Genomic DNA, 21,131 nt, shown 5'->3' on the forward strand with positions numbered 1-21,131 from the left:
TCATCGAAAGGGTTTCCTACCAAGGACGACGTGGCCGCCGATGGAGTTCAGGGTTCGCTCTAGTCTGGACGCGTGTCCAGCGTCGCGCAGGCCTTTTGGGTCGCCGAGCCCGGCAGGGGCGAGCTCCGTCCCGTCAGCCTGCCGGTCGTGGGTCCCGACGACGTGCTCGTGCGCACCCTGCACTCCGGGGTCAGCCGGGGCACCGAGACCCTCGTCTTCCGCGGTGACGTGCCCGCCGACCAGTACGCCGTGATGCGGGCGCCGCACCAGGAGGGCGACTTCCCGGGGCCGGTCAAGTACGGCTACCTCAGCGTCGGCGTCGTCGAGCAGGGGCCGCCCGGTCTGGTCGGGCGCACCGTGTTCAGCCTGCACCCGCACCAGACGGCATACGTCGTGCCGGCGGAGGCGGTGGTCGTCGTGCCCGACGACGTGCCGCCCCGGCGGGCGGTGCTCGCGGGCACCGTCGAGACGGCCGTCAACGCGCTCTGGGACGCGGCACCGCTCGTCGGTGACCGCGTCGCCGTCGTCGGGGCCGGCATGGTCGGCTGCTGCGTCGCCCGGCTGCTCGCGCGCGTCCCCGGCACCGAGGTCACGCTCGTCGACGTGGACGGGTCGCGGGCCCAGGTCGCGGCCGGACTCGGGGTCGGCTTCGCCCGACCCGACGACGTCGAGAGGGACGACCGCGGCCGCGACCTCGTCGTCCACACGAGCGCGACGGGCGCGGGCCTGCAGCTCTCGCTCGAGCTGCTCGCGCCGGAGGCGACGGTGCTCGAGCTCAGCTGGTACGGCGACTCCCGGGTCGAGCTCGCCCTCGGCGGGTCGTTCCACTCGTCGCGACTCGGCATCCGCGCCAGTCAGGTGGGTTCCGTTGCGGCAGCGAGGCGCTCGCGGTACACGTATGCCCAGCGGCTGGCGCTCGCGCTCGACCTCCTCCGCGACCCCGCCTTCGACGTGCTGCTCACCGGGGAGTCGTCGTTCGCTGAGCTGCCCGACGTGCTGCCGCGCCTCGCCGACGGCAGCCTGCCCGCCATCTGCCACACCATCGCGTACCCCTGCTCCGACTGACCCGTCCGAGCACCACCGACCCATCCACCTACTGATCGGGGAGCCCGTTGTTCAGTGTCACCGTCCGGGACCACATGATGGTCGCCCACAGCTTCCGCGGCGAGGTCTTCGGGCCGGCCCAGCAGCTGCACGGTGCGACGTTCGTCGTCGACGTGACCTTCAAGGGACCCCGGCTGGACGACGACGACATCCTCGTCGACATCGGGCTCGCGACCCAGCACGTCCACGAGGTTGTCGGTGAGCTCACCTACCGCAACCTCGACGACGACCCGGCGTTCGCGGGCGTGAACACGTCGACCGAGGTGCTGGCGCGCACGGTCGCCGACCGCGTCTGCGAGCGGGTGCGCGCGGGCCGGCTCGGCGCTGCCACACACCAGGTGACCGGCCTCGCGGTCACGCTCCACGAGTCGCACGTCGCGTGGGCCACCTACGAGCGCGACGTGTGACGCACGTCCACGCGGTCGTTCCCGACGGCATCGACGACGCCACCCGACCGAGCGGGGGCAATGCGTACGACCGGCGTGTGCTCGACGGGCTGCGGGTCGCCGGGTGGACGGTCCACGAGCACCCTGTCGCCGGCGAGTGGCCGCACCCGGACGCGACGGCGCTGGCGGGCCTGGCATCCGTGGTGGCCGAGGTCCCCACGGGCTCGGTCCTGCTCGTCGACGGCCTCGTCGCGTCGTGCTCTGCCGACGTTCTCGTCCACGAGGCGGCGCGGGTGCGCCTCGTCGTGCTCGTCCACCTGCCGCTCGTGGCCGAGGACGCCGCAGCGGGGCCCGAGGAGGGACGGGTGCTCGCGTCGGCCGCGGCGGTCGTCTCGACGAGCCAGTGGACCCGAAGACTGCTGCTCGACGCGTACGCGCTCGGTGACGACACGGTCCACGTCGCCCACCCGGGGGTCGACGACGCGCCGCTCGCGCCGGGCACGCCGACCGGCGGCTCGCTGCTCTGCGTCGGTGCCGTGTCACCGCTCAAGGGCCAGACAGATCTCGCCGACGCGCTCGGCCAGGTGGCCGACCTGCCGTGGCGGGCTGTCCTCGCGGGAGCCCTCGACGTCGCCCCCGAGCACGTCGCCGACGTGCGGCGGCGGGTCGCCGCCGCCGGCATCGGCGACCGGGTGGGCCTCGTCGGGCCGCTCGCGCCGCAGGCCCTGGACCGGGCGTATGCCGCCGCCGACCTCGTCGTCGTCCCCTCGCGCGTCGAGACGTACGGGATGGTCGTGACCGAGGCGCTGGCCCGGGGGCTGCCCGTCCTCGCCACGCACGTCGGCGGCGTGCCCGAGGCACTGGGCGACGCACCCGACGTGCCGGGCCTGCTCGTGCCGCCGGGCGGGGCGGGGCCGCTGGCTGCCGCCCTGCGGGCCTGGCTCGGTGACGGCGACCTCCGATCCCGGTTGCGGGCTCGCGCGGCGAGACGTCGTGCGACGCTGAGGCCGTGGTCGAGGACGGTCGCCGACGTCGCGCGCGTGCTGGAGGGGGTCAGCCGTGACTGAACCCGCCGTCGCCGATCGACGTCGTCCCGAGGGAGAGCCGCAGCGGGAGTCGTCACGGAGAGGCCGGTGGACCATGCAGACGAGCCGGCACCTGCTGCGACCGCTCGGTGGCGTGGTGTTCCTCGCGGTCGCCTTCTGGAGGTTCGGCTCGGGCGCGGTCGTCGACGCCCTCCGCGGCATCGACGGGTCGGCGCTCGCACTGGCGGCGGCATTCGCGGCGCTGACGACGGTGTGCGGGGCGTGGCGGTGGGTGCTGGTGGCCAGGGGCCTGGGCGCCGACCTGTCGCTGCGCTCCGCCGTGGCGGAGTCCTACCGGTCGCAGTTCCTCAACGTGACGCTGCCCGGTGGCGTCGTGGGAGACGTGCGCCGCGGCGTGCGCCATGGGCGGGCCGCCGGTGACCTCGGTCGTGGCCTCCGGGCCGTCGTCTGGGAGCGCGCGGCCGGGCAGGCCGTCCTCGCCGTCCTCGCCGTCGGGGCGCTCGTGCTGGTGCCGTGGGTGTTCCGCCCGGGTGCGCGGGCGCCCGTGAGCGCGGGCACGAGTGCCGTCGCGGTCGTCGCCGCCGTGGCCGTCGTCGGTGCCGTCACGGCGCTGCTCCTCTCCCGCGGTCGAGGGCGCGCACGTCGCCTCGTCCGGCTGGTCGCTGCCGACCTCCGTGTCGGCGTGCTGAGCCGTCGGACGTGGCCGGGTGTCGTCGCCGCGTCCGTGCTCGTCGTCGCCGGTCACGTGGCGACCTTCGTCGTCGCCGCTCGTACCGCCGGCGTCACGGCGCCCTCACCCAGCCTGCTGCCGCTCGCCCTGCTCGTGCTCGTCGCGATGGGGCTGCCTCTCAACGTGGCCGGCTGGGGCCCCCGCGAGGGGGCCGCCGCGTGGCTGTTCGGTGCCGCCGGTCTGGGCACGACCGCCGGAATGGGTACGGCAGTGGTGTACGGGGTGCTGGTGCTCGTGGCCAGCCTCCCCGGGGCGGCGTTGCTGTTCGTGTCCCACCGCACCACCCGGCGCGGGGGGAGTCCCGACCGCTGCGTCGCGCCCGCCGAACCTGTCGTGGATCTCGAAGCTGACGTCGAGGCTGATGTCGAAGGAGCCGCCCGTGGCTGACCGGCCCTACACCCTGCTCAGCTGCGGCATGTCGCTCGACGGCTACCTCGGCTCGGGGACCACGACCCGACTCGTGCTGTCCAACGAGGCGGACTTCGACCGGGTCGACGGCGAAAGGGCCGCGAGCGACGCGATCCTCGTCGGGGCCGGCACCATCCGCAAGGACAACCCGCGACTGCTCGTGCGGTCCGCCGACCGGCGTGCCGCACGCGTCGCCAAGGGCCTGGCCCCGTCGCCCACCAAGGTGACGGTGACCCGGCGGGCCGAGCTCGACCGTGAGGCGAGCTTCTTCGCCGCCGACGGCGCCGACAAGATCGTCTACTGCCCGAGCGACGCCGTCAGCACTGCGCGGGGCCGTCTCGGCTCGGCCGCCGCCGTCGTCGACGCCGGCCGTCCCGTCACGATGAGCCGGGTGTGCGACGACCTCGGCGAGCGCGGCGTGCGCCGGCTCATGGTCGAGGGCGGAGGCACCCTGCACACACAGCTGCTCACGGCCGGCCTGGCGGACGAGCTTCAGCTCGTCGTCGCGCCGTTCTTCGTCGGCGACTCGTCGGCCTGCCGCTTCGTCGGCGACGGGCGCTTCCCCTGGAACGCCGACCGGCGGGCGACGCTCGCCGAGGTGCGCCAGATCGGTGACGTCGTGCTGCTGAGGTACGCGTTGTCGCCGCGCTTCGACGCGGACGGCGCACCCGTCGGGGGGCGAGATGGCTGAGGCGGCCGCGGCCTCGATCCGCACCCAGGTGCTCGTTCCGCTGACCTTCGGCGACGGCTACACGACGACGGCTCGGGTCTTCACCTTCGACGGGCTCGTCGACGGCCTCGAGCACGTCGCGCTGGGGCTGGGCGACCGTGCCGCCACCGTGGAGCAGGGCTCGACCCTCGCCGCAGCGACCCTCACCCGACTGCACAGCGAGTGCCTGACCGGAGACGTGTTCGGCAGCCGACGCTGCGACTGCGGCCCGCAGCTGCGTGAGTCCGTCGAGCGGCTCGCATCCACGGGCGGGTTCCTGCTCTACCTGCGGCAGGAGGGCCGCGGCATCGGTCTCTACGCCAAGCTCGACGCGTACGTCCTGCAGGACACCGGCCTCGACACGTACGAGGCCAACGTGGCTCTCGGCTACGGCGCCGACGAGCGTGACTACACCGTCGCGGCCCAGATGCTCGGTGCGCTCGGCGTGAGCCGGGTCGCGTTGCTGAGCAACAACCCCGACAAGGCGGAGCAGCTGCGCAGCCTCGGGATCACCGTCGCCCGCCGCGTGCGCACGGGCGTCCACCTGTCCGACGCCAACGCCCATTACCTCTCGACGAAGGTCCGGTACGGCGCGCACACCATCGACCTCGGCGCAGACCTCGCCGCAGACCTCGGGGTCGACCTCGGGCCGGACATCGACCGCGACCTCGGTGTGGGGCGCGACAGGCGGCGCGGCACTGCCTGATCGCATCCTTACGACGGGTGGGTTCCACACGGTGTCAGGCCGGTTCGCGCATGACGTTGAGCTCGACGGTGAGCGCCCGGTGGTCCGACACGGGGAGCCGCACCGCGGCCGAAGCGGCGGCCCGCACCGCCCCGCGCACCAGCACGTGGTCGATCTGCTGCTGCGGGTCGTCGACCGGGAACGTCGGCTCCGACGCGGCAGCCCGCAACCCGGTGATGCGTGTGGCGCGGGCAGGGCCCATGTTGAGGTCGCCCATCAGCACCAGGGGCTGCCCGTCGTCGGCCACGTCGGCCATGAGGCGGCGCAGCTGGCGGCCGTTCCACCAGTCGATGAACGACAGGTGGGTGTTCACCACCGTCACGACCCCGGCCTGCGTCTCGACGTCGGCGACGACCGCGACCCGCGGCTCGTCGCGCACGAGCTCCGGCCGCAGGCGCCCCCGGAACTTCATCGGCACCCGGACGGGCACCGGGGCGAGTCGCACCACCCGCCAGCCGCGCACGGGGAAGCGCGAGAGCAGCGCGATGCCGTAGGCCGCCGCGTCGGGATGCTCCTCACCCGTCGCCGCGATCCACGTGGCCCCCGGGCTGCCCGACAGCGCCGCCACGAACCGGTGCTCCGGGGCACCCATCGCCTCGGCAGCGATCGCCGTGAGGTCGGCGTGGTCGGAGCGGTGCTGGTTGTGGTCGACCTCCTGGAGGGCCAGGACGTCGACGTCGAGGTGGCGGATCGCCGACCGGAACCCGTCGAGGTCGACGTGCTGGTCGGTCGGCACGCGTCCGTTGAGGATGTTGAACGTCGCCACTCTCATGTCGTGGCCCTACCCGACGCACGCCGCCTGCGCACGTGCGCGCCTGGCACCCCCCACGTGCCCGGCGCACGGCATACGCGAGGGGCGTCGTAGGTCGGGCAGGTCGGGTATGCCTTGGGCATGGGAGTCGACGACGAGCCGGACCTGCGTGAGGCGCTCAAGACGGTCGCCGTGGCGCTCAAGGGTGCGGGCGTGCCCTTCGCGCTCATGGGCGGCTACGCCGCCTGGGCGCGTGGCGGCCCCGAGCCGGACCACGACGTCGACTTCCTCGTCGCCGACGAGGACGCCGACCACGTGGCGCAGTACCTGGCCGGGCAGGACCTCGACGTCGTCCAGCCGCCGGAGGACTGGCTCTTCAAGGTCTACTGCAACGGCGCGATGGTCGACATCATCCACGGGCCGGTCGGTGGGGCGGCGCACCGCGCGGAGGTCGAGCGCGCCTCGGTCATGGACGTCCTGTCCGTCGAGATGCCGGTGCTCGAGGCGACCGAGCTCGTCGTGCACAAGCTGAACGCGCTCGACGAGCACTACTGCGACGTCGCCAAGGTGCTGCCCGTCCTCCGGGCGCTGCGCGAGCAGGTCGACTGGGAACGCGTCGCGTGCGAGACCGCCGACAACGACTTCGCCGCGATGGTGCTGTTCCTGCTCGACCGACTGGGCATTCTCCGGAGCTGAGCTGCTCGACGGCAACCGTTCACCCGTCGGCAATCTGTGAGTCGATCTCACCGCATGGTGTCGGCCCTAGCGTCCGACTCGGCGCCGGATGGCGTCCGACGACACATGAGTGAGGAACAGCTCAGATGCGAACCAGGATCAAGGCGACCGGCGCGGCCCTTGCGGCCCTCGCCGCGGTCGCAGGGGCGGCGAGCGCGATGGCGGCTCCCGCGGCAGGCGCACAGGGCGCCGACGACGGCCGGGTCAAGAACGTGATCTACCTGCTGGGTGACGGCATGGGCCGCACCCACGTCGACGCGGCGCGACTGCGTTACTACGGCGCCCACGGCAAGCTCAACATGGAGCAGTTGCCGGTCGTCGGCCAGAACGCGACGTACTCCGTCGAGAAGAACTCGGGTCAGCCGGGCGAGGCGGACTTCCACCCCAACTACGTCACCGACTCGGCCTCGGCGGCGACCGCCTGGGCGTCCGGGGTCAAGACCTACAACGCCGCACTCGGCGTCGACGCGAAGGGCAAGGTCGTCCCGACCGCCATGGAGCTCGCGAAGTCCGCGGGCTACGCCACCGGCAACGTCTCCACCGCCGAGATCACCGACGCCACACCGGCCGGCCAGGTCAGCCACGCCCTCGCGCGCGGCTGCCAGGGCCCGAACTACAGCGCGAGCTCGTGCCAGGACCTGGCGATCACCGGCCAGCCGCTCCCGACGAGCGACATCCGCGTGACGCCGATCGCCGACCAGATCGCGCGCAACGGCACGGCCGACGTCCTCCTCGGTGGCGGGCTCTCGCGGTTCGACGCCTCCGACGAGGGCGCGCTCAAGGCGCAGGGCTACTCGGTGCTCGGCTCGCCCGCGAGCCAGACCGTCGCGACCCGCTCCGACCTGCAGGGTGCCAGCGGCAGCAAGGTCTTCGGCCTGTTCAACAAGGGCAACCTGACCATCGAGAAGTTCAAGCGCGAGAACCCAAGCGCCCCGCAGGCCGCGGAGCCCTCGCTTCGCGAGCTGACCACCAAGGCCATCGACCTGCTCGACGGCAAGGCCCAGTCCGGCAAGGGCTTCTACCTCCAGGTCGAGGGCGCACTCATCGACAAGCGCTCGCACGCCAACGACGCGGCGCAGACGCTCGATGAGGTCAAGGCCTTCGACGACGCCGTGAAGGCCGCCACCGACTTCGCCAAGCGCGACGGTCACACGCTCGTCATCGTCACGGCGGACCACGAGTGCGCCGGCTTCAACATCATCGAGAAGGGCACCTTCACCAACGCCGAGGCCGCGGCGCCGCCCACGAACGTCGACGGCGGCAACACGGCGAACAGCTCGACGCCGCTGCGCAGCTCGGGCAACGTCAAGGACGCGACCCGTTCGACGGGCATCGTCAACGGCGCCGGCTCGGCCGACCCGAAGAACTTCGCGCCGGCGACCTTCCGCACCAAGGACGACCCTGCGGACGTGAAGGACGGCTCCCCGGAGGCCGGCCTCTGGCTGACCTACCTGTCGGGCAACCACACCGGCGCCGACGTGCCGTTGTTCGCGTACGGGCCGGGGTCGACGCAGCTCGGCGGGGAGATCGACAACACCGACCTGTTCGACGTCGTCACCGGCGCGCTGCGCCTCAAGTGACACCTGCGGGTCATGTCGTCACCCGCTGACGACATGACCTGAAGACACCCGGGTGGGCCGTGCGGACGTATGCCGCGTGGCCCACCGCGGGTCGTCACCGACCACCCAGCCGGACCCAGTGCCCCCGCAACCAGGCACCAGCCGTCGGCACACGCGAACAGCCGACGCCGCGTGAACAGCAAGGACGCACCACATGAAGCGCTCGACCGTCATCACCGCCCTCCTCGTCGTCGCCGTCTTCTCGGCGGCGTGGGGAGTCACCCGGCTCGTGGCCGGGTCGAACACCGACTCCGGCACGGGCTCCTCTGAGTCCGTAGCCGCCCCGGCATCCGCCGTGGCGCGGGTCTCGCTCCCGGGCAACGTCCCGGCGACGGGCGAACCCCAGCTGGCGTCGCTGTCGATGCTGCACCCGCGGCCGGGCAGCGCCGTCCAGGCGCCCGGCCCCTTCGACGACCGCTTCACCATGACCGGGCTGCGCTTCGACGGCAGGTCCGTGAGCGCGACGGCCACGATCACGACCGACGTCAGCGACGTGCTCGAGTTCGGGGCGCTCGCCGGCTTCTACGACACCCGGGGCGTGCTGATCGGCACGGCACGTTTCGAGTACCACAACGACGAGAGCGCCCCCCGGCACGAACACGCAGGCCCGCCCAGCGAGCTCGAGGCCGTGAGCATCGCGGTGCCGAAGGCGCTCCGGGGCAGGGCGGTGTCGGCTGCGGTCGGTGTGCCGGTCCTCGTCAACGAGTAGGCCCCGCCGGGCTCGCGTCGACCGCGTCAATCGCTAGGCCCTGCGCGCAGCCGATCCCGAATACGATGGGGTGTTGGAGCATCCGGGGTCCAGACACGTGCCGTCGCCCGCTCCTCAACCCCGAAGGCGCAGTCATGGGACGAAGTTCTGCTCTCGTACTCATCAGCCCCGACCAGGACGAGCTGGACCAGCTGCGGCACGCCCTGGAGCGGTCGCAGCAGAAGGTCCACCACCTCGAGACGGCGCTCGTGCACAGCCGCGACATCGGGGCGGCCATGGGGGTCCTCATGGCCATGCACAAGGTGGGCCGGGACGCGGCCTTCGAGATGCTGCGCACGGCCAGCCAGAACCAGAACCGGAAGCTGAGCGCCGTCGCCCTCGACGTCATCGAGCTGGGGTGCCTGCCGACAGCCGCGAGCCAGTCCGCGCGCTGAGGGATGCTGGCAGGCCCTCGACGCGGGTGCACCTCGAGCGGGCAGTCCTAGTCCCATCGTCCGGCCCCCACCCCTCAGATTGGGTGCCGGAATCCAGGCCGCTACGCTCAGCCTGTTGCGACGATTGATCCACCGGCCCGTCGCACGTCCCCCTCGGCGGGTCCACGGCACCGAACCCCCCCGTCGGTGCCAGAGCCTCCGGCCGCCCCCTCCAAGGGGCGGCCGGAGGCCACGTCGAGCCCGGTCTCGAGCGTTGCAGCACGAGCGAACCGGGCGAGAACTTCCATCGGACGGGTACCTGCCGAGATGGCGCCAGGGCCCGGAGAGCTCAGCAACGTGGTCCCGGGCGGTGGCGCGTTCGTACTGTCTCGCGTTCGTGAGGTCACCCGACCGCTTGTCCGACGACGTGGAGCGCCGACAGCCCGTCGGCCTCGGCCGACGCCATGAGCTTGCCGACGTCCGCACAGCTCAGCCCGCGCCCCACCTCGTACGCGGCGCCGGCACCCTGCCCCCGCTCGGCCACGCGCTCAGAGGTCCTCCTCACCTCCACCGTTCTGGCCTTGACGTCCCTGCACGTCAGGCGGACCGTGAGTAGGTACGTCCAGGCCCTGAAGGGATCAGCCACGAGTGATGAGCAGGTCCACGGCTGCTCCTGGCGTGGCTGCCGTCGCGCAGGCCGGCGTCGCTCCTGCGGAGGTGAGGACGGATGAGGGGTCTCAGCGAGTTCGTGCTGGCCCGCGCCACGGATGACGAGGAGCTGGCTGTACGGCGATCCGGGCAGCCTGACCTCCGGGGTGGCCTGGGCGATGGACGTCAACCGACGCGTGCTGGAAGTCGACCCCTCCCGGCTGGTCGCCGAATGCGAGGCCAAGCGGCGGATCGCGGCCGAGTTCGTCGACGCGGTGTCGAGCTACGAGGTGAAGGTCGGACCCGAGGGGGAGGTCACCCGCCTGACCTTCGTGCTCCGGGCGCTTGCCCTGCCGTATGCCGACCACCCGGACTACCAGCCGGAATGGCGCATCTGAGCCTGAGGCACCGGCCCCAGGCGTCGGGCGCCGAACCAGTGCCGCGGCGGCCACACCCGGGCAACCCGACGTGCCACGATCGAGGCGCACCGTGCCACGACCTCAGGCACACGTGCGTGACGCTCCTGCTGACCGAAGGGGTCGCGCCGCACATCGTCCAGGAGATCGTCGGTCACAGCGCGATGATCGACGTGACGATGACGATCTACGCGCACACTTCGCTGGACGAGAAGCGGAAGGCTCTGCAGCTGCTCGGGGAAAGGCTCGCCTGATGCAGATTGCTATCAACATCGCTATCAACGAGCCGTTGGAGACATAGCGGCTGCCGCCCGGGTCAACCGTGCGTGTGACTCCTGGAATGACGAAGCCGCAGGTCAGAGTGCTCTGAACCTGCGGCTTCGGGTGTTGTGGCCAGGGGCGGGGTCGAACCGCCGACCTTCCGATTTTCAGTCGGACGCTCGTACCAACTGAGCTACCTGGCCGGGACAACGTGACGAACTATAGCCGACCCCTCACCCCATCTCGCAAACCGCCCGGCGCGGCCATCCTCGTGGCGGGGGAGTGCGTCGGCGAGGGACGCGCGAGGGGGTATGGACAGGGTCGCCGGTCGGGGGATGAGCGTCTCAGGTGAGCCGACGACGAGCCGGTTTGCCAGTGGTGTCCGCGATCATGAAAGATTCAATTACCGTGGGTCGTGAGAGCATGCCGCGACCCATCCTTCGTTCCACGGGAGAGACCATGACCGACAACGCATCCGCGCTGAGCGGTGACTGGGACTTCGACCCGGCCCACACCCGCATCGGTTTCTCCGCGCGCCACGCCATGGTCACGACCGTCCGCGGCTCGTTCAACGACGTGACCGGTCGCTTCTACGCCGACCTCGACGACATGTCCAAGTCCTACGCCGAGGTGACGCTCAAGGCCGCCAGCGTCGACACGCGCAACCAACAGCGCGACGACCACCTGCGCAGCGCCGACTTCTTCGACGTGGAGAAGTGGCCCGACATCCACTTCGAGAGCACGCAGATCGAGGAGATCGAGGAGAACGCCTACCTGGTGGCCGGTCGCCTCACGATCCGCGACATCACCAAGCCGGTCTCGATCCCGCTCGAGCTCATGGGTGTGCAGACCGACGCCTTCGGCGCACTGCGTGCCGGATTCGAGGGCTCGCGCCGCATCAACCGTCGCGACTTCGGGCTCGAGTGGAACATGCCGCTCGACGCCGGCGGCGTTCTCGTCTCCGAGAAGATCTCGCTCGAGTTCGAGATCTCGGCGGTCAAGCGCCACAACGACAACCAGGGCTGACACCGGTTCGAGGTGACGGGTCGCGCTCGACCGCGACGGATCACCTCGAACCACCTCGAACCATCTCGAACCACCGGAAGCCCCCGCTGGGCCTCGGTCAGGCGCCGGGTCCCTTGGTGCGCACGTCGGCGACGTGCGACATCGCCTCGCGCAGCTCGTCGAGCCAGTCGCTCTCGTGCTGGCCGACGAGCTTGACGCACCAGGCGAGCGCCTCGGCCCGGGACCGGGCGACGCCGGCGTCCACGAGCGTGTCGAGGACGAGCCGCTCCGGCTGGCGCAGGCGCGTCATCGCGGGCGCGGCCACGTGTGTGAACAGCTCGGTGCGGTCGCCGACGCGCACCGCCCAGGACACCTTGCGGTCGAAGCGGTGCTCGGCCTCGCGCGCGATCTCGATGCGGCGACCGCGCGTGTCCTCGCGGAAGGCCTTGGTGCGGCCGGCGCGCGCCTCGTCGCGCTCTGCGTCGCTCGACCCGTCGGGCAGGTCGACGTCGCCGATCGTCAGGACGACGGTGATCTCCTCTCGGTCGACGGTGATCTCCGGTGGCGTCGAGCGCCACTCCTCGGGCAGGCGGCCGACGAACCAGCCGCGCACCCGTTCCAGTGCTTCGTTCGTAATCATGTAATCAGGATTACTCCATTACGAGACGGGGTCAACGGGTTACGCCCGGGGCAGAGCGCAGCGGACGTATGCCGCCCGGCTCGGCCCGGCGGCATACGTCCTCGGTCGTCGGTGGGCGTCGGCGTCAGCTGGTGCGCGCCAGCTCCGGCTCGGACTCGGGCGCGCGGTCGACGGAGCCGGCGCGGTCACCGAGGGCGTGGTCGTCGCGGGCGAGCCTGCTGGGCCACCACATGCGCCCGCCGATGTCGAGGTTGAGGGCCGTCACGAGCACCGACCGCACGACCAGGGTGTCGAGCAGCACGCCGAGCGCGACGGCGAAACCGATCTCGGCGAAGGCGACGACCGGCATCGTCGCGAGCACGGCGAACGTGCCGGCCAGGACGAGGCCGGCAGAGGTGATGACGCCTCCGGTGGCGGCGAGACCGATGAGGGCGCCGCGCCGAGTGCCCACCTGCTTCGCCTCCTCGTGGACCCGGGTCATGAGGAAGATGTTGTAGTCGATGCCGAGCGCGACGAGGAAGACGAAGACGAACAGTGGCAGCGACGCGTCCGCTCCGGCGAAGCCCAGGATGTGCCGGAACACCAACGCGGACAGGCCGATTGCGGCACCGAACGACAGGACGACGGTTCCGATGAGGACCAGCGGCGCCGTGACCGCCCGCAGCAGCAGGATGAGGATGAGCAGCACCACCCCGAGGATGACCGGGATGATCCGGACGTTGTCGTCGGCGCTGGCCCGAAGCGTGTCGGCGCGGGTCGCGGTGTCTCCGCCGGCGATGGCGTTCGCACCCGGCACGGTGCCGATGGCGTCACGGATGCGGTCCAGGGCTGCCGTCGCGGCGTCGGAGTCGGGTGCGTCGGCCAGGGTCGCCTGGATGAGCGACCGGCCGTTCCTCGACACCGCCGGCGCCACGGCGTCGACGCCCTCGACGCCCTTGACGGCGGTCATGACGGCCCCGGCCTTCGCCTCGTCGGCCAGGACGAGTACCGGGGATCCCGCTCCCGCGGGGAAGTGCCTGGCCGCGCTCTGCTCGCCGACGACCGACGGAGGCGCCGTGTAGTACGAGTCCTTGTTGGAGAGCCCGACTGCGTTCAGCTGCAGCACCCCGACCGAGGCGACCACCAGCAGCAGGGACGTCACGACCCAGGTCCGCCGGGGGACGCGCGCGATGCGGGCGCCGATCCGGGCCCAGACGCCGTCCCGCGTGTGGTCGACCGAGCCGAACGTCGGGCGCACCGGCCAGAAGACCCAGCGGCCGAGCACGACGAGCATGGCGGGCAGCAGGGTCAGCATGACGAGCAGGGCGACGGCGATGCCGATGGCGGCGACCGGCCCGAGCCCCTTCGTCGAGCTCATCGTCGCGAAGAGCAGGCACAGCATGCCGGCGATGACGGTGGCGCCGGAGGCGATGATCGCGGGCCCGGCGCGGTGCAGCGCGACGGCCATCGCCTCGTGGCGGTCCTCGTGGCGACGCAGCTCCTCGCGGTAGCGCGCGACGAGGAGGAGGGCGTAGTCGGTGCCGGCGCCGAAGACGATGACGGTGAGGATGCCCGAGCTCTGCGCGTTGACCGTCAGCGCCTCACCGTCGGCGAGGAAGTAGATGGCGCCTTGGGCCACGAAGAGCGCCGTACCGGCCGAGAGGACCGGCACGAGCCACAGCACCGGGCTGCGGTAGGTGACCAGCAGGATGGCGATGACGACCGCCATGGCGCTGTAGAGCAGCTTGCCGTCGATGCCGGAGAACGCCTCCGACGAGTCGGCGGCGTAGCCGACCGGGCCGGTGATGTGCATCGAGAGGCCGGTCGGTGTGTCCTTCGCCGCGTCACGCATCTTCGTGACCGTGGCCCCGAGCGAGTCCCAACCGGCCTCGCCGGCATCGACCGGCACGATGACCTGCAGGGCCTGCTCGTCGGCGGACGGGATCGGGCCGATCGCGTCGCGTTCGACCGTGTCGATGGCGTTGAACCGCGCGACCTGGGCGGAGACCGCCGCGAGATCGGCGGGGGTGATGCCCGCCGGCCGTTCGTAGACGACGACGGCGGGGAACTCGTTCTTGCTCTGGAAGTCGGCGATCTGGGCAACGACCCGGGTCGACTGCGCGTCCTCGGGCAGCCACGAGGCGGCCTCGTTGTTCAGCGCGTCGGGGAGCTTGGACGCCGGGCCGAACATCAGGCCCAGGGCGAGGACCCAGAAGCCCACGACGAGCCACTTGGAGACCCGCGTCGACGGGATCCTCGCGAAGTGTCCGATCTCGCCGGTCTTGTTGTCTTCCATGGTGACTGCCCCTCTGCCGGAGTGGGGTCGCACGCCAGCGGCCCGCATCCACGCTAGGACCGTCGGGCGGTCGCGCACAGGGGTTGCGGGCGGAATCGGGACTGCCTCAGGGTTGGCTCCGGGCAGACCCTGATGGGTGGACGTGAACCCGCGACGGTCGTGTGCCGCCTACCATGGTTCCTCGTGCAGTTCCTCAACGGTCTCCAGCCCCAGCTCGACCTCACCTACGACGACGTCTTCATGGTGCCGAGCCGCTCGTCGGTGACGAGCCGTCTCGACGTCGACCTGTCGTCCGTCGACGGTTCGGGCACGACCATCCCGCTCGTCGTCGCCAACATGACCGCCATCGCCGGCCGTCGCATGGCCGAGACGGTGGCCCGCCGCGGCGCCCTCGCGGTCATCCCGCAGGACATCCCGGTCGACGTCGTGCGCGAGGTCGTCGGATGGGTCAAGCGGCGTGACCTCGTGCACGACACGGCGATCACCCTCGAGCGGCACATGACGGCGGGCGAGGCCCTCGTGCTCATCGGCAAGCGCGCCCACGGGGCCGCAGTCGTCGTCGACGGCCCGAAGCCGGTGGGCATCGTCACCGAGAAGGACCTCACCGGCGTCGACCGCTACACGCAGGTCCACGACGTCATGCACGAGGACATGGTCGTGCTGCCCGACAGCATCGACCCGCAGGAGGCGTTCGAGCGGCTCTCGGCAGCGCGGCGCAAGCTGGCGCCGGTCGTCTCCGAGCACGGTGAGCTCGTCGGCATCCTCACCCGTGGCGGCGCGGTGCGGGCCGGCCTCTACCAGCCGGCTGTCGACGCGCAGGGCCGCCTGCGGGTCGCGGCCGCCGTCGGCATCAACGGCGACGTCGCCGCCAAGGCCGGCGAGGTCCTCGCCGCAGGCGCCGACGTCCTCGTCATCGACACGGCGCACGGCCACCAGGACAAGATGATCGACGCGCTGCGCGCGGTCCGTGCCCTCGACCCGGGCGTCCCGGTCGTCGCCGGCAACGTGGTCTCGGCCGCCGGCACCCGTGACCTCATCGAGGCCGGAGCCGACATCGTCAAGGTCGGCGTGGGCCCCGGCGCCATGTGCACGACCCGGATGATGACCGCGGTCGGTCGCCCGCAGTTCTCTGCCGTGCTCGAATGTTCCACGGCCGCAAGGCAGCTCGGAAAGAACGTCTGGGCCGACGGCGGCGTGCGCCACCCCCGTGACGTCGCGCTCGCGCTGGCGGCCGGCGCCTCGAACGTGATGATCGGCTCGTGGTTCGCCGGCACTCTCGAGTCGCCCGGTGACCTCTACACCGACAACGACGGCCGGCAGTACAAGGAGTCGTTCGGCATGGCCAGCTCACGAGCGGTCCGCAACCGCACGGCCACCGACTCCGACTACGACCGCGCCCGCAAGTCGCTCTTCGAGGAGGGCATCAGCACGGCGCGCATGTACATCGACCCGGCCCGTCCGTCCGTCGAGGACGTCATCGACCAGATCGTGGCGGGCCTGCGCAGCAGCTGCACGTATGCCGGCGCGCGCAGCCTCGAGGAGTTCCACGAGCGCGCGGTCGTCGGCCTCCAGAGCACGGCCGGCTTCGCCGAGGGCCGCCCCCTCCACACCTCCTGGTGAGCTTCAGCGCCTCCTGACCGGGGCGGGACCGTTCGACGGGTCGCCCCCGACGTATGCCGCCGTGCGCCGCGGGTAGCGCGACGCGAGCTGAGACCGGTCCACCGGCGTCCCGGTGGGCTCGTCGTAGACCTCCCCGCCCTCGGGCGCACCGCTGCCCTCGGCGTACGGGTCGCGTCCCGTCCTGGCCTGCCACGCCTCAACCGCAGCGAACTCCAGCAGCTCGGCGGTCGCGATCTGCTCGTCGTCGCCCGGGCCATCTGGGCCACGAACTGTGCCTCATAGGCGACGATCCGCTCCGGGGTCATGGCCTCGAGCTCGGTCGCCAGCTTCGCAGCGGCACGGCAGGGTGGTGGTCCTGGTCGAGGACGTGTCTGCGCGGGGCGACGGTGGCCCTCCCGTCGGGGCGTACACGAACCACCCCGACCCCTCGACCGACGGGACCGGACGCTGCTCGGGGGGCAGGTGGGTCGCCCGGCTGATGGTCCGCCGGCCGGTGGGGTGATCACCACACCGGGTGCAGGGCCATGCCGCAGTCCATGAAGGCCCAGGCCGAGACGGCATACGCCCGCAGGTCAGTGGCGCTTGCGGCCGACCTCGACGACGCGCCATCCGCGCTCGCGGGCCAGCTCGCGCAGCTCGCGGTCGGGGTTGACGGCGACGGCGGTGCCGACCCGCTCCATCATGGGCAGGTCGCTGATCGAGTCGCTGTAGGCGGCGCACCTCGACAGGTCGTAGCCGCGCTCGGCCGCCAGCTTCTCGATCTCGATGACCTTGCCTGCGCCGTAGCAGAACTCGCCCGTCAGGTGCCCCGTGTAGCGGCCCTCGTCGTCGAGCTCGCTGCGAGTGGCGACCGCGCCCTCGAGCCCGAGCGCCGTTGCGATGCGGCTCACGAGCTCGATGGGTGAGGCCGACACCACGATGCGGTCGTGGCCCAGCGCGCGCGCGTCGGACAGCAGCGTCATCGAGGCCGGGATGGCCTTGCGCACGATGCCGGGGACGATCGCGTCGGTGAGGTGGATGATGTCGGACTGCCGGATGCCGGCGACCGCACGGAGGATGCGCTCGCGCAGCGCCTCCGAGCCGGCGTCGGTGGATCCCTTGCGGTGGAAGGAGATCGCGTTGAGGGTGTCCTTGACGAGGTCGCGCCACGGCACGTGGCCACCGCGGAACGCCGCGATGGCCAGTGGGTAGTTCGCCGACCCCCGGATCAGGGTGCGGTCGAGGTCGAAGAAGGCGGCCGTCGGCGTGGGTCGTGCCCCCGCCTCACCCGACACTGGCCACCATCGGCAGGGAGGCGCGGCGCGGGGGGACCGGCGCGTTGAGCACGTTCTTGGGCAGAGCCTTGGGGCGCGGTGGCAGGGCGAGGCGGAAGACCTTGGCCCACGCCTGGTAGACCTGCCTGGGCAGCGGGCCCGTCGTGTAGGGCAGGCCGTACCGCTGGCAGATCTCGCGCACCTCGACGGCGACCTCGTGGTAGCGGTTGCTCGGCAGGTCTGGGAAGCAGTGGTGCTCGATCTGGTGGCTGAGGTTGCCGGTCATGAGGTGCATGAGCTTCGACCCCGAGATGTTGGCGGACCCCAGCATCTGGCGGATGTACCAGTCGCCCCGGGTCTCGCCCTCGATCTCGTCCTCGGTGAAGGTGTCGACGCCGTCGGGGAAGTGCCCGCAGAAGATGACCGAGTGTGCCCAGACGTTCCGGACGGCGTTGGCGGTGAAGGTGCCGATGAGGGCGTGCTTTGCCGAGCCGAACGGTGCAGCGGCGAGCGGCGTCGCCACGTAGTCCTTGGTGAACTGGCGAACGACCTTGCGGCCCAAGGCCTTGAGGTCCTTCTTGAGGTCATCCTTCGACTTCTCCCCGTTCTGCACCGCCTCGAGCTCGAGGTCGTAGATCGCGATGCCCCACTCGAAGAAGGGCGCGAGGATGCCGTTGATGGCGGGGTTGAGGATGTTGAACGGACGCCATGGCTGGTCGTCCGCCATGCGGAGCGTGGAGTAGCCGACGTCCTTGTCCTTGCCCAGCACGTTGGTCCACGTGTGGTGCAGGTCGTTGTGCGTGTGCTTCCAAGCGGCGGCCGGGGTGACGAAGTCCCACTCCCACGTGGTCGAGTGGATGTCGGGGTCACGCATCCAGTCCCACTGGCCGTGGAGCACGTTGTGGCCGATCTCCATGTTCTCGAGGATCTTGGCGACGCTGAGCATCGCGGTGCCGGCGACGAGCGCCGTCTTCTTCTTCGACAGGAGCAGCGTGGCGCGCCCGGCGACTTCGAGCGTGCGCTGGACGCGGATGACGCGACGGATGTAGGCGGCGTCCTTGGCCCCGCGCGAGGCGATGATGCGGTCGCGCACGGCGTCGAGCTCCTGGCCGAGGCGCTCCACGTCGGAGTCGGAGAGGTGTGCCGCGGCAGCGGGACGCTTGGTGGGCCCGCCGGACGGCGCGAGGATCGGCTTCTTGGGCCGGATCGTCGTGGCCGGGCTCTCGACGGGGGGACGGGCGCCGGTGGGCCCCGTGCTCGGTCGGTTCGTGGTGGCGGTCATGGTGTTCCCTTCTCAGATGTCCAGGTGGACGGGTCCGGCGGCCGCGTTGACGCAGGTCTGGATGAGCTCGCCCTCGTCGCCGTGGACCTCGCCGGTGCGCAGGTCGCGCACCTTGCCGGCCACGAGCGGTGTGAGGCAGCTGCGGCAGATGCCCATGCGGCAGCCGCTGGGCATGACGACGCCGCACTCCTCACCGGCCTCGAGGAGGGGCACGTCGCCCCCCACCTCGACCTCCTTGTCGGACTTCTCGAAGGTGACGAGGCCACCCTCGCCACCGGCGCCCTCGAGGAGCACGGGGGCGAAGCGCTCGATGGTGAGGTTCTCGTGGGTGTCGTCGCCGTCGTGCCGCCACAGCTCGGTGGCGGCGTCGAGGAAGTCGGTGGGACCGCAGGCGTATGCCGCCCGCTCGCGCCAGTCGGGACACAGCGTCTCGAGGTCGGCCGAGCTGGAGAGGTCGAGGCGGCGGCCGCCCTCCTCGCGGGTGTACCAGTGCTTGACCCGGAGTCCCGGGAACTGGTCTGCGAGCTCGAGCAGCTCGTCGTGGAAGAGGGCGTCCTCGCGGGTGCGGGCCGAGTGGACGAGCACGACGTCGGCGTCGGGGCGGCGGGGGACCAGCGTGCGGATCATCGACATGACCGGCGTGAGGCCGCTGCCGGCCGTGAGCATGAGCAGCGGTCGAGGGTGCTCGGGCAGCACGAAGTCGCCCTGCGGGGTGTCGAGGAAGAGGATGTCGCCGACCTTGGTGTCGCGGGCCAGGACGGTCGAGACGAACCCGATCGCGGTGACGGTGATGGCCGGGTCGTGGCCCACGGCGGCCGACAGCGAGTAGCTGCGCCACTGGCGCACGCCGTCGATCTCGACGCCGATGCGGGCCCACTGACCCGCGGCGTGGGGGTTCCAGCCGCGGCCCGGGCGGAAGTGGATCGTCGTCGACTCCGGCGTCTCACGGGTCACCTTGGTGACGACTCCGCGCAGCTGCCGTGAGGAGGACAGGGGGTTGACCAGACCGAGGATGTCCTCGGGCGCGAGCGGGGTCGTCAGGAGCGACGCCATACGCCGAAGAGCTCTGATCTGGGCCATGTACCAATTCTCCCGTCCCGAGGGTGCCGATATCTTGCGGCTGCGCGTAGGGTTTGAGACAAGAAACTGTCGTCTCGCGACAAAAGGCCGGTGGATGGAGTGGCGCAGGACACGTCTGACCCGCCGTGGTTGTCTCTCCCCGCCGAAGTGAGCGCGGTTCTGAGGCCGGTCGTCGGCGACATCGTCGAGGCCATCATCGAGGGAATACCCCGTGACGTCCCGGTCTACGCGATGCCGATGGAGGGCCGCTTCGGCCAGGGCGTCCGGCAGGGCGTCACGGTAGCGCTCAACCGCTTCCTCGACCTGCCCGGCACCCGCCTCCCGGCCCTCTCCGAGGACGGCAAGTGGGTCTACGAGCGGCTCGGGAGGGGCGAGGTCCGCTCGGGCCGGAGTCTCGAGTCGCTGCTCGCGGCCTACCGATACGGAGCTCGCGTCACCTTCCGGGCGATCTCGCGCACGATCGACGTCTCGCGGCTGCCGCCGGAGACGCTTCTCGCGCTCGGCGAGTCGCTCTTCGCCTACATCGACGAGCTGTCCGCCGCGAGTGCCCAGGGGTATGCGCAGGAGCAGTCCGAGCGCGCCGGCGAGCAGCTGCGGCTGCGGGGCGAGCTGCTCGAGATGATCCTGCGAGGCGACTCCAGCGACGGCGGTGTGGCCCGTCTCGCGGCGGCCGTCGGCTGGACCCTCCCCGAGGTCGTCGTCGTGGCGCTCGTGCCGTTCCCTCACGTCGACGGGCTCCGCGCGGCGCTCGGTCCCGACGGTCTGGTGGCCGAGCGTGGCACCGACGTCGTCATCGTCTTCCCGTTCGTCAGCCGAAAGCCGCGGCGGCGCGACCTGGAGCGGGCGCTGCGGGGTCGTCGCGCGATCGTCGGGCCCGCCCGCCCGTGGCAGCAGGCGAGCGAGTCGCTCCATCTCGCGACGGCAGCGGGAGCCCACGGCGTCGCACCCGGCCCCGAGCAGCCGCACGGTGACACCGCCCCCGTCTGGGTGGAGGACCACCTCGCCGAGCTCGTCGTGCAGGCCGAGCCCCTCGCCACTGCGGACCTCGCCCGCACGCGCCTTGCGCCGCTCGACGGGCTGCGCCCGGCCGTGCGCGAGCGCCTCACCGAGACGCTGCTGGCCTGGCTGCGCCACCAGGGCCAGCGCGCCCCGATCGCCGACGAGCTGTTCGTGCACCAGCAGACCGTGGGCTACCGCGTGGCGCAGCTCAAGGAGCTCTTCGGCGACGCGCTCGAGGACCCCGAGGTGCGGTTCGAGCTCGAGCTGGTGCTCCGCGCCGGCCACCGCTGACGGTTG

Annotated in this window: 22 protein-coding genes and 1 tRNA gene; 15 read left to right on the forward strand and 8 right to left on the reverse strand. The window is 71.6% G+C overall.

Annotated features, from left to right (window positions below; all coding sequences use genetic code 11):
- Positions 1-72: 72 nt before the first annotated feature.
- The 6 genes from ACFQ2V_RS08470 to ACFQ2V_RS08495 all read left to right on the forward strand — a co-directional run bounded on the left by ACFQ2V_RS08470 (position 73) and on the right by ACFQ2V_RS08495 (position 5,089).
- Positions 73-1,065 carry a zinc-dependent alcohol dehydrogenase gene (locus tag ACFQ2V_RS08470; RefSeq protein WP_386052233.1) on the forward strand — a complete coding sequence of 331 codons (993 nt, stop codon included), beginning with the start codon at positions 73-75 and terminating at the stop codon, positions 1,063-1,065.
- A gap of 47 nt (positions 1,066-1,112) precedes the next feature.
- Positions 1,113-1,511, forward strand: a complete 399-nt coding sequence (locus tag ACFQ2V_RS08475) for a 6-pyruvoyl trahydropterin synthase family protein (RefSeq protein WP_386052234.1) — start codon at positions 1,113-1,115, stop codon at positions 1,509-1,511.
- The gene (locus ACFQ2V_RS08480) at positions 1,508-2,557 is read left to right on the forward strand and encodes a glycosyltransferase family 4 protein (protein ID WP_386052235.1); all 1,050 of its coding nucleotides are present in this window, start codon (positions 1,508-1,510) and stop codon (positions 2,555-2,557) included. Before ACFQ2V_RS08475 ends, ACFQ2V_RS08480 begins: the two co-directional genes overlap by 4 nt.
- A 73-nt stretch (positions 2,558-2,630) precedes the next feature.
- A complete protein-coding gene (locus ACFQ2V_RS08485; protein WP_386052236.1) occupies positions 2,631-3,653 on the forward strand; it encodes a lysylphosphatidylglycerol synthase transmembrane domain-containing protein in 1,023 nt (340 codons plus the stop codon).
- Positions 3,646-4,365, forward strand: a complete 720-nt coding sequence (locus ACFQ2V_RS08490; protein WP_386052237.1) for a RibD family protein — start codon at positions 3,646-3,648, stop codon at positions 4,363-4,365. The genes ACFQ2V_RS08485 and ACFQ2V_RS08490 overlap by 8 nt, the downstream gene beginning before the upstream one ends.
- The gene (locus tag ACFQ2V_RS08495) at positions 4,358-5,089 is read left to right on the forward strand and encodes a GTP cyclohydrolase II (protein ID WP_386052238.1); all 732 of its coding nucleotides are present in this window, start codon (positions 4,358-4,360) and stop codon (positions 5,087-5,089) included. The genes ACFQ2V_RS08490 and ACFQ2V_RS08495 overlap by 8 nt, the downstream gene beginning before the upstream one ends.
- Before the next feature lie 34 nt (positions 5,090-5,123).
- Here ACFQ2V_RS08495 and ACFQ2V_RS08500 read toward each other — a convergent pair whose 3' ends face one another.
- The gene (locus tag ACFQ2V_RS08500; RefSeq protein WP_386052239.1) at positions 5,124-5,900 is read right to left on the reverse strand and encodes an endonuclease/exonuclease/phosphatase family protein; all 777 of its coding nucleotides are present in this window, start codon (positions 5,898-5,900) and stop codon (positions 5,124-5,126) included.
- Positions 5,901-6,020: 120 nt separating this feature from the next.
- On the opposite strand from ACFQ2V_RS08500, the gene ACFQ2V_RS08505 reads away from it, so the two are divergent.
- The 4 genes from ACFQ2V_RS08505 (at position 6,021) to ACFQ2V_RS08520 (ending at position 9,376) form a co-directional block, all read left to right on the forward strand.
- Positions 6,021-6,575 (forward strand): hypothetical protein, encoded by a 555-nt coding sequence (locus ACFQ2V_RS08505; protein ID WP_386052240.1) that lies wholly within the window; start codon positions 6,021-6,023, stop codon positions 6,573-6,575.
- Positions 6,576-6,700: 125 nt separating this feature from the next.
- Positions 6,701-8,194, forward strand: coding sequence for an alkaline phosphatase (locus ACFQ2V_RS08510; RefSeq protein WP_386052241.1), 1,494 nt, complete (start codon positions 6,701-6,703; stop codon positions 8,192-8,194).
- Positions 8,195-8,387: 193 nt separating this feature from the next.
- A complete protein-coding gene (locus ACFQ2V_RS08515; RefSeq protein WP_386052370.1) occupies positions 8,388-8,942 on the forward strand; it encodes a hypothetical protein in 555 nt (184 codons plus the stop codon).
- Between the two features lie 134 nt (positions 8,943-9,076).
- Complete coding sequence (locus ACFQ2V_RS08520; RefSeq protein WP_386052242.1) at positions 9,077-9,376, forward strand: ANTAR domain-containing protein; 300 nt, start codon at positions 9,077-9,079, stop codon at positions 9,374-9,376.
- Positions 9,377-9,758: 382 nt separating this feature from the next.
- Here ACFQ2V_RS08520 and ACFQ2V_RS08525 read toward each other — a convergent pair whose 3' ends face one another.
- Positions 9,759-9,920 (reverse strand): hypothetical protein, encoded by a 162-nt coding sequence (locus ACFQ2V_RS08525; RefSeq protein WP_386052243.1) that lies wholly within the window; start codon positions 9,918-9,920, stop codon positions 9,759-9,761.
- A gap of 202 nt (positions 9,921-10,122) precedes the next feature.
- Here ACFQ2V_RS08525 and ACFQ2V_RS08530 point away from each other — a divergent pair, with 202 nt between their 5' ends.
- Together ACFQ2V_RS08530 and ACFQ2V_RS08535 are read left to right on the forward strand one after the other, a co-directional pair.
- Positions 10,123-10,401, forward strand: a complete 279-nt coding sequence (locus ACFQ2V_RS08530; RefSeq protein ID WP_386052244.1) for a DUF6221 family protein — start codon at positions 10,123-10,125, stop codon at positions 10,399-10,401.
- Positions 10,389-10,673, forward strand: coding sequence for a tyrosine-type recombinase/integrase (locus ACFQ2V_RS08535; RefSeq protein ID WP_386052245.1), 285 nt, complete (start codon positions 10,389-10,391; stop codon positions 10,671-10,673). Before ACFQ2V_RS08530 ends, ACFQ2V_RS08535 begins: the two co-directional genes overlap by 13 nt.
- Positions 10,674-10,809: 136 nt before the next feature.
- Here ACFQ2V_RS08535 and ACFQ2V_RS08540 read toward each other — a convergent pair.
- Positions 10,810-10,883, reverse strand: a tRNA-Phe gene (locus ACFQ2V_RS08540).
- A 256-nt stretch (positions 10,884-11,139) separates the two neighbouring features.
- Between ACFQ2V_RS08540 and ACFQ2V_RS08545 the strand changes: the two genes are divergently transcribed.
- A complete protein-coding gene (locus ACFQ2V_RS08545) occupies positions 11,140-11,706 on the forward strand; it encodes a YceI family protein (protein ID WP_386052246.1) in 567 nt (188 codons plus the stop codon).
- 97 nt (positions 11,707-11,803) lie between these two features.
- On the opposite strand, the gene ACFQ2V_RS08550 is transcribed toward ACFQ2V_RS08545, so the two are convergent.
- Positions 11,804-12,325 (reverse strand): hypothetical protein, encoded by a 522-nt coding sequence (locus ACFQ2V_RS08550; RefSeq protein ID WP_386052247.1) that lies wholly within the window; start codon positions 12,323-12,325, stop codon positions 11,804-11,806.
- A gap of 124 nt (positions 12,326-12,449) precedes the next feature.
- Positions 12,450-14,600, reverse strand: coding sequence for an MMPL family transporter (locus tag ACFQ2V_RS08555; RefSeq protein WP_386052248.1), 2,151 nt, complete (start codon positions 14,598-14,600; stop codon positions 12,450-12,452).
- A 183-nt stretch (positions 14,601-14,783) separates the two neighbouring features.
- On the opposite strand from ACFQ2V_RS08555, the gene ACFQ2V_RS08560 reads away from it, so the two are divergent.
- Positions 14,784-16,220, forward strand: a complete 1,437-nt coding sequence (locus tag ACFQ2V_RS08560; protein ID WP_386052365.1) for a GuaB1 family IMP dehydrogenase-related protein — start codon at positions 14,784-14,786, stop codon at positions 16,218-16,220.
- 572 nt (positions 16,221-16,792) lie between these two features.
- On the opposite strand, the gene ACFQ2V_RS08565 is transcribed toward ACFQ2V_RS08560, so the two are convergent.
- The 3 genes from ACFQ2V_RS08565 to ACFQ2V_RS08575 are packed head-to-tail and all read right to left on the reverse strand — an operon-like array spanning position 16,793 to position 19,835.
- Positions 16,793-17,494 carry an HAD family hydrolase gene (locus ACFQ2V_RS08565; protein ID WP_386052249.1) on the reverse strand — a complete coding sequence of 234 codons (702 nt, stop codon included), beginning with the start codon at positions 17,492-17,494 and terminating at the stop codon, positions 16,793-16,795.
- Complete coding sequence (locus ACFQ2V_RS08570; protein WP_386052250.1) at positions 17,484-18,755, reverse strand: fatty acid desaturase family protein; 1,272 nt, start codon at positions 18,753-18,755, stop codon at positions 17,484-17,486. Before ACFQ2V_RS08570 ends, ACFQ2V_RS08565 begins: the two co-directional genes overlap by 11 nt.
- Before the next feature lie 12 nt (positions 18,756-18,767).
- Positions 18,768-19,835 (reverse strand): ferredoxin reductase, encoded by a 1,068-nt coding sequence (locus tag ACFQ2V_RS08575; protein ID WP_386052251.1) that lies wholly within the window; start codon positions 19,833-19,835, stop codon positions 18,768-18,770.
- 147 nt (positions 19,836-19,982) lie between these two features.
- Here ACFQ2V_RS08575 and ACFQ2V_RS08580 point away from each other — a divergent pair, with 147 nt between their 5' ends.
- Positions 19,983-21,125 carry a PucR family transcriptional regulator gene (locus tag ACFQ2V_RS08580; protein WP_386052252.1) on the forward strand — a complete coding sequence of 381 codons (1,143 nt, stop codon included), beginning with the start codon at positions 19,983-19,985 and terminating at the stop codon, positions 21,123-21,125.
- Positions 21,126-21,131 lie beyond the last annotated feature (6 nt).

It is taken from the genome of Terrabacter terrigena, assembly GCF_042676085.1.
In the GTDB taxonomy this organism is placed as follows: Bacteria; Actinomycetota; Actinomycetes; order Actinomycetales; family Dermatophilaceae; genus Terrabacter; species Terrabacter terrigena.

Bases quoted from the DNA above. Each gene is read 5' to 3' on its own strand.
- ACFQ2V_RS08485 (WP_386052236.1), top strand. From the start codon at position 2,631: ATGCAGACGAGCCGGCACCTGCTGCGACCGCTCGGTGGCGTGGTGTTC.
- ACFQ2V_RS08495 (WP_386052238.1), top strand. From the start codon at position 4,358: ATGGCTGAGGCGGCCGCGGCCTCGATCCGCACCCAGGTGCTCGTTCCG.
- ACFQ2V_RS08500 (WP_386052239.1), bottom strand. From the start codon at position 5,900: ATGAGAGTGGCGACGTTCAACATCCTCAACGGACGCGTGCCGACCGAC.
- ACFQ2V_RS08505 (WP_386052240.1), top strand. From the start codon at position 6,021: ATGGGAGTCGACGACGAGCCGGACCTGCGTGAGGCGCTCAAGACGGTC.
- ACFQ2V_RS08510 (WP_386052241.1), top strand. From the start codon at position 6,701: ATGCGAACCAGGATCAAGGCGACCGGCGCGGCCCTTGCGGCCCTCGCC.
- ACFQ2V_RS08515 (WP_386052370.1), top strand. From the start codon at position 8,388: ATGAAGCGCTCGACCGTCATCACCGCCCTCCTCGTCGTCGCCGTCTTC.
- ACFQ2V_RS08520 (WP_386052242.1), top strand. From the start codon at position 9,077: ATGGGACGAAGTTCTGCTCTCGTACTCATCAGCCCCGACCAGGACGAG.
- ACFQ2V_RS08530 (WP_386052244.1), top strand. From the start codon at position 10,123: ATGACGAGGAGCTGGCTGTACGGCGATCCGGGCAGCCTGACCTCCGGG.
- ACFQ2V_RS08535 (WP_386052245.1), top strand. From the start codon at position 10,389: ATGGCGCATCTGAGCCTGAGGCACCGGCCCCAGGCGTCGGGCGCCGAA.
- ACFQ2V_RS08545 (WP_386052246.1), top strand. From the start codon at position 11,140: ATGACCGACAACGCATCCGCGCTGAGCGGTGACTGGGACTTCGACCCG.
- ACFQ2V_RS08550 (WP_386052247.1), bottom strand. From the start codon at position 12,325: ATGATTACGAACGAAGCACTGGAACGGGTGCGCGGCTGGTTCGTCGGC.
- ACFQ2V_RS08555 (WP_386052248.1), bottom strand. From the start codon at position 14,600: ATGGAAGACAACAAGACCGGCGAGATCGGACACTTCGCGAGGATCCCG.
- ACFQ2V_RS08570 (WP_386052250.1), bottom strand. From the start codon at position 18,755: ATGACCGCCACCACGAACCGACCGAGCACGGGGCCCACCGGCGCCCGT.
- ACFQ2V_RS08575 (WP_386052251.1), bottom strand. From the start codon at position 19,835: ATGGCCCAGATCAGAGCTCTTCGGCGTATGGCGTCGCTCCTGACGACC.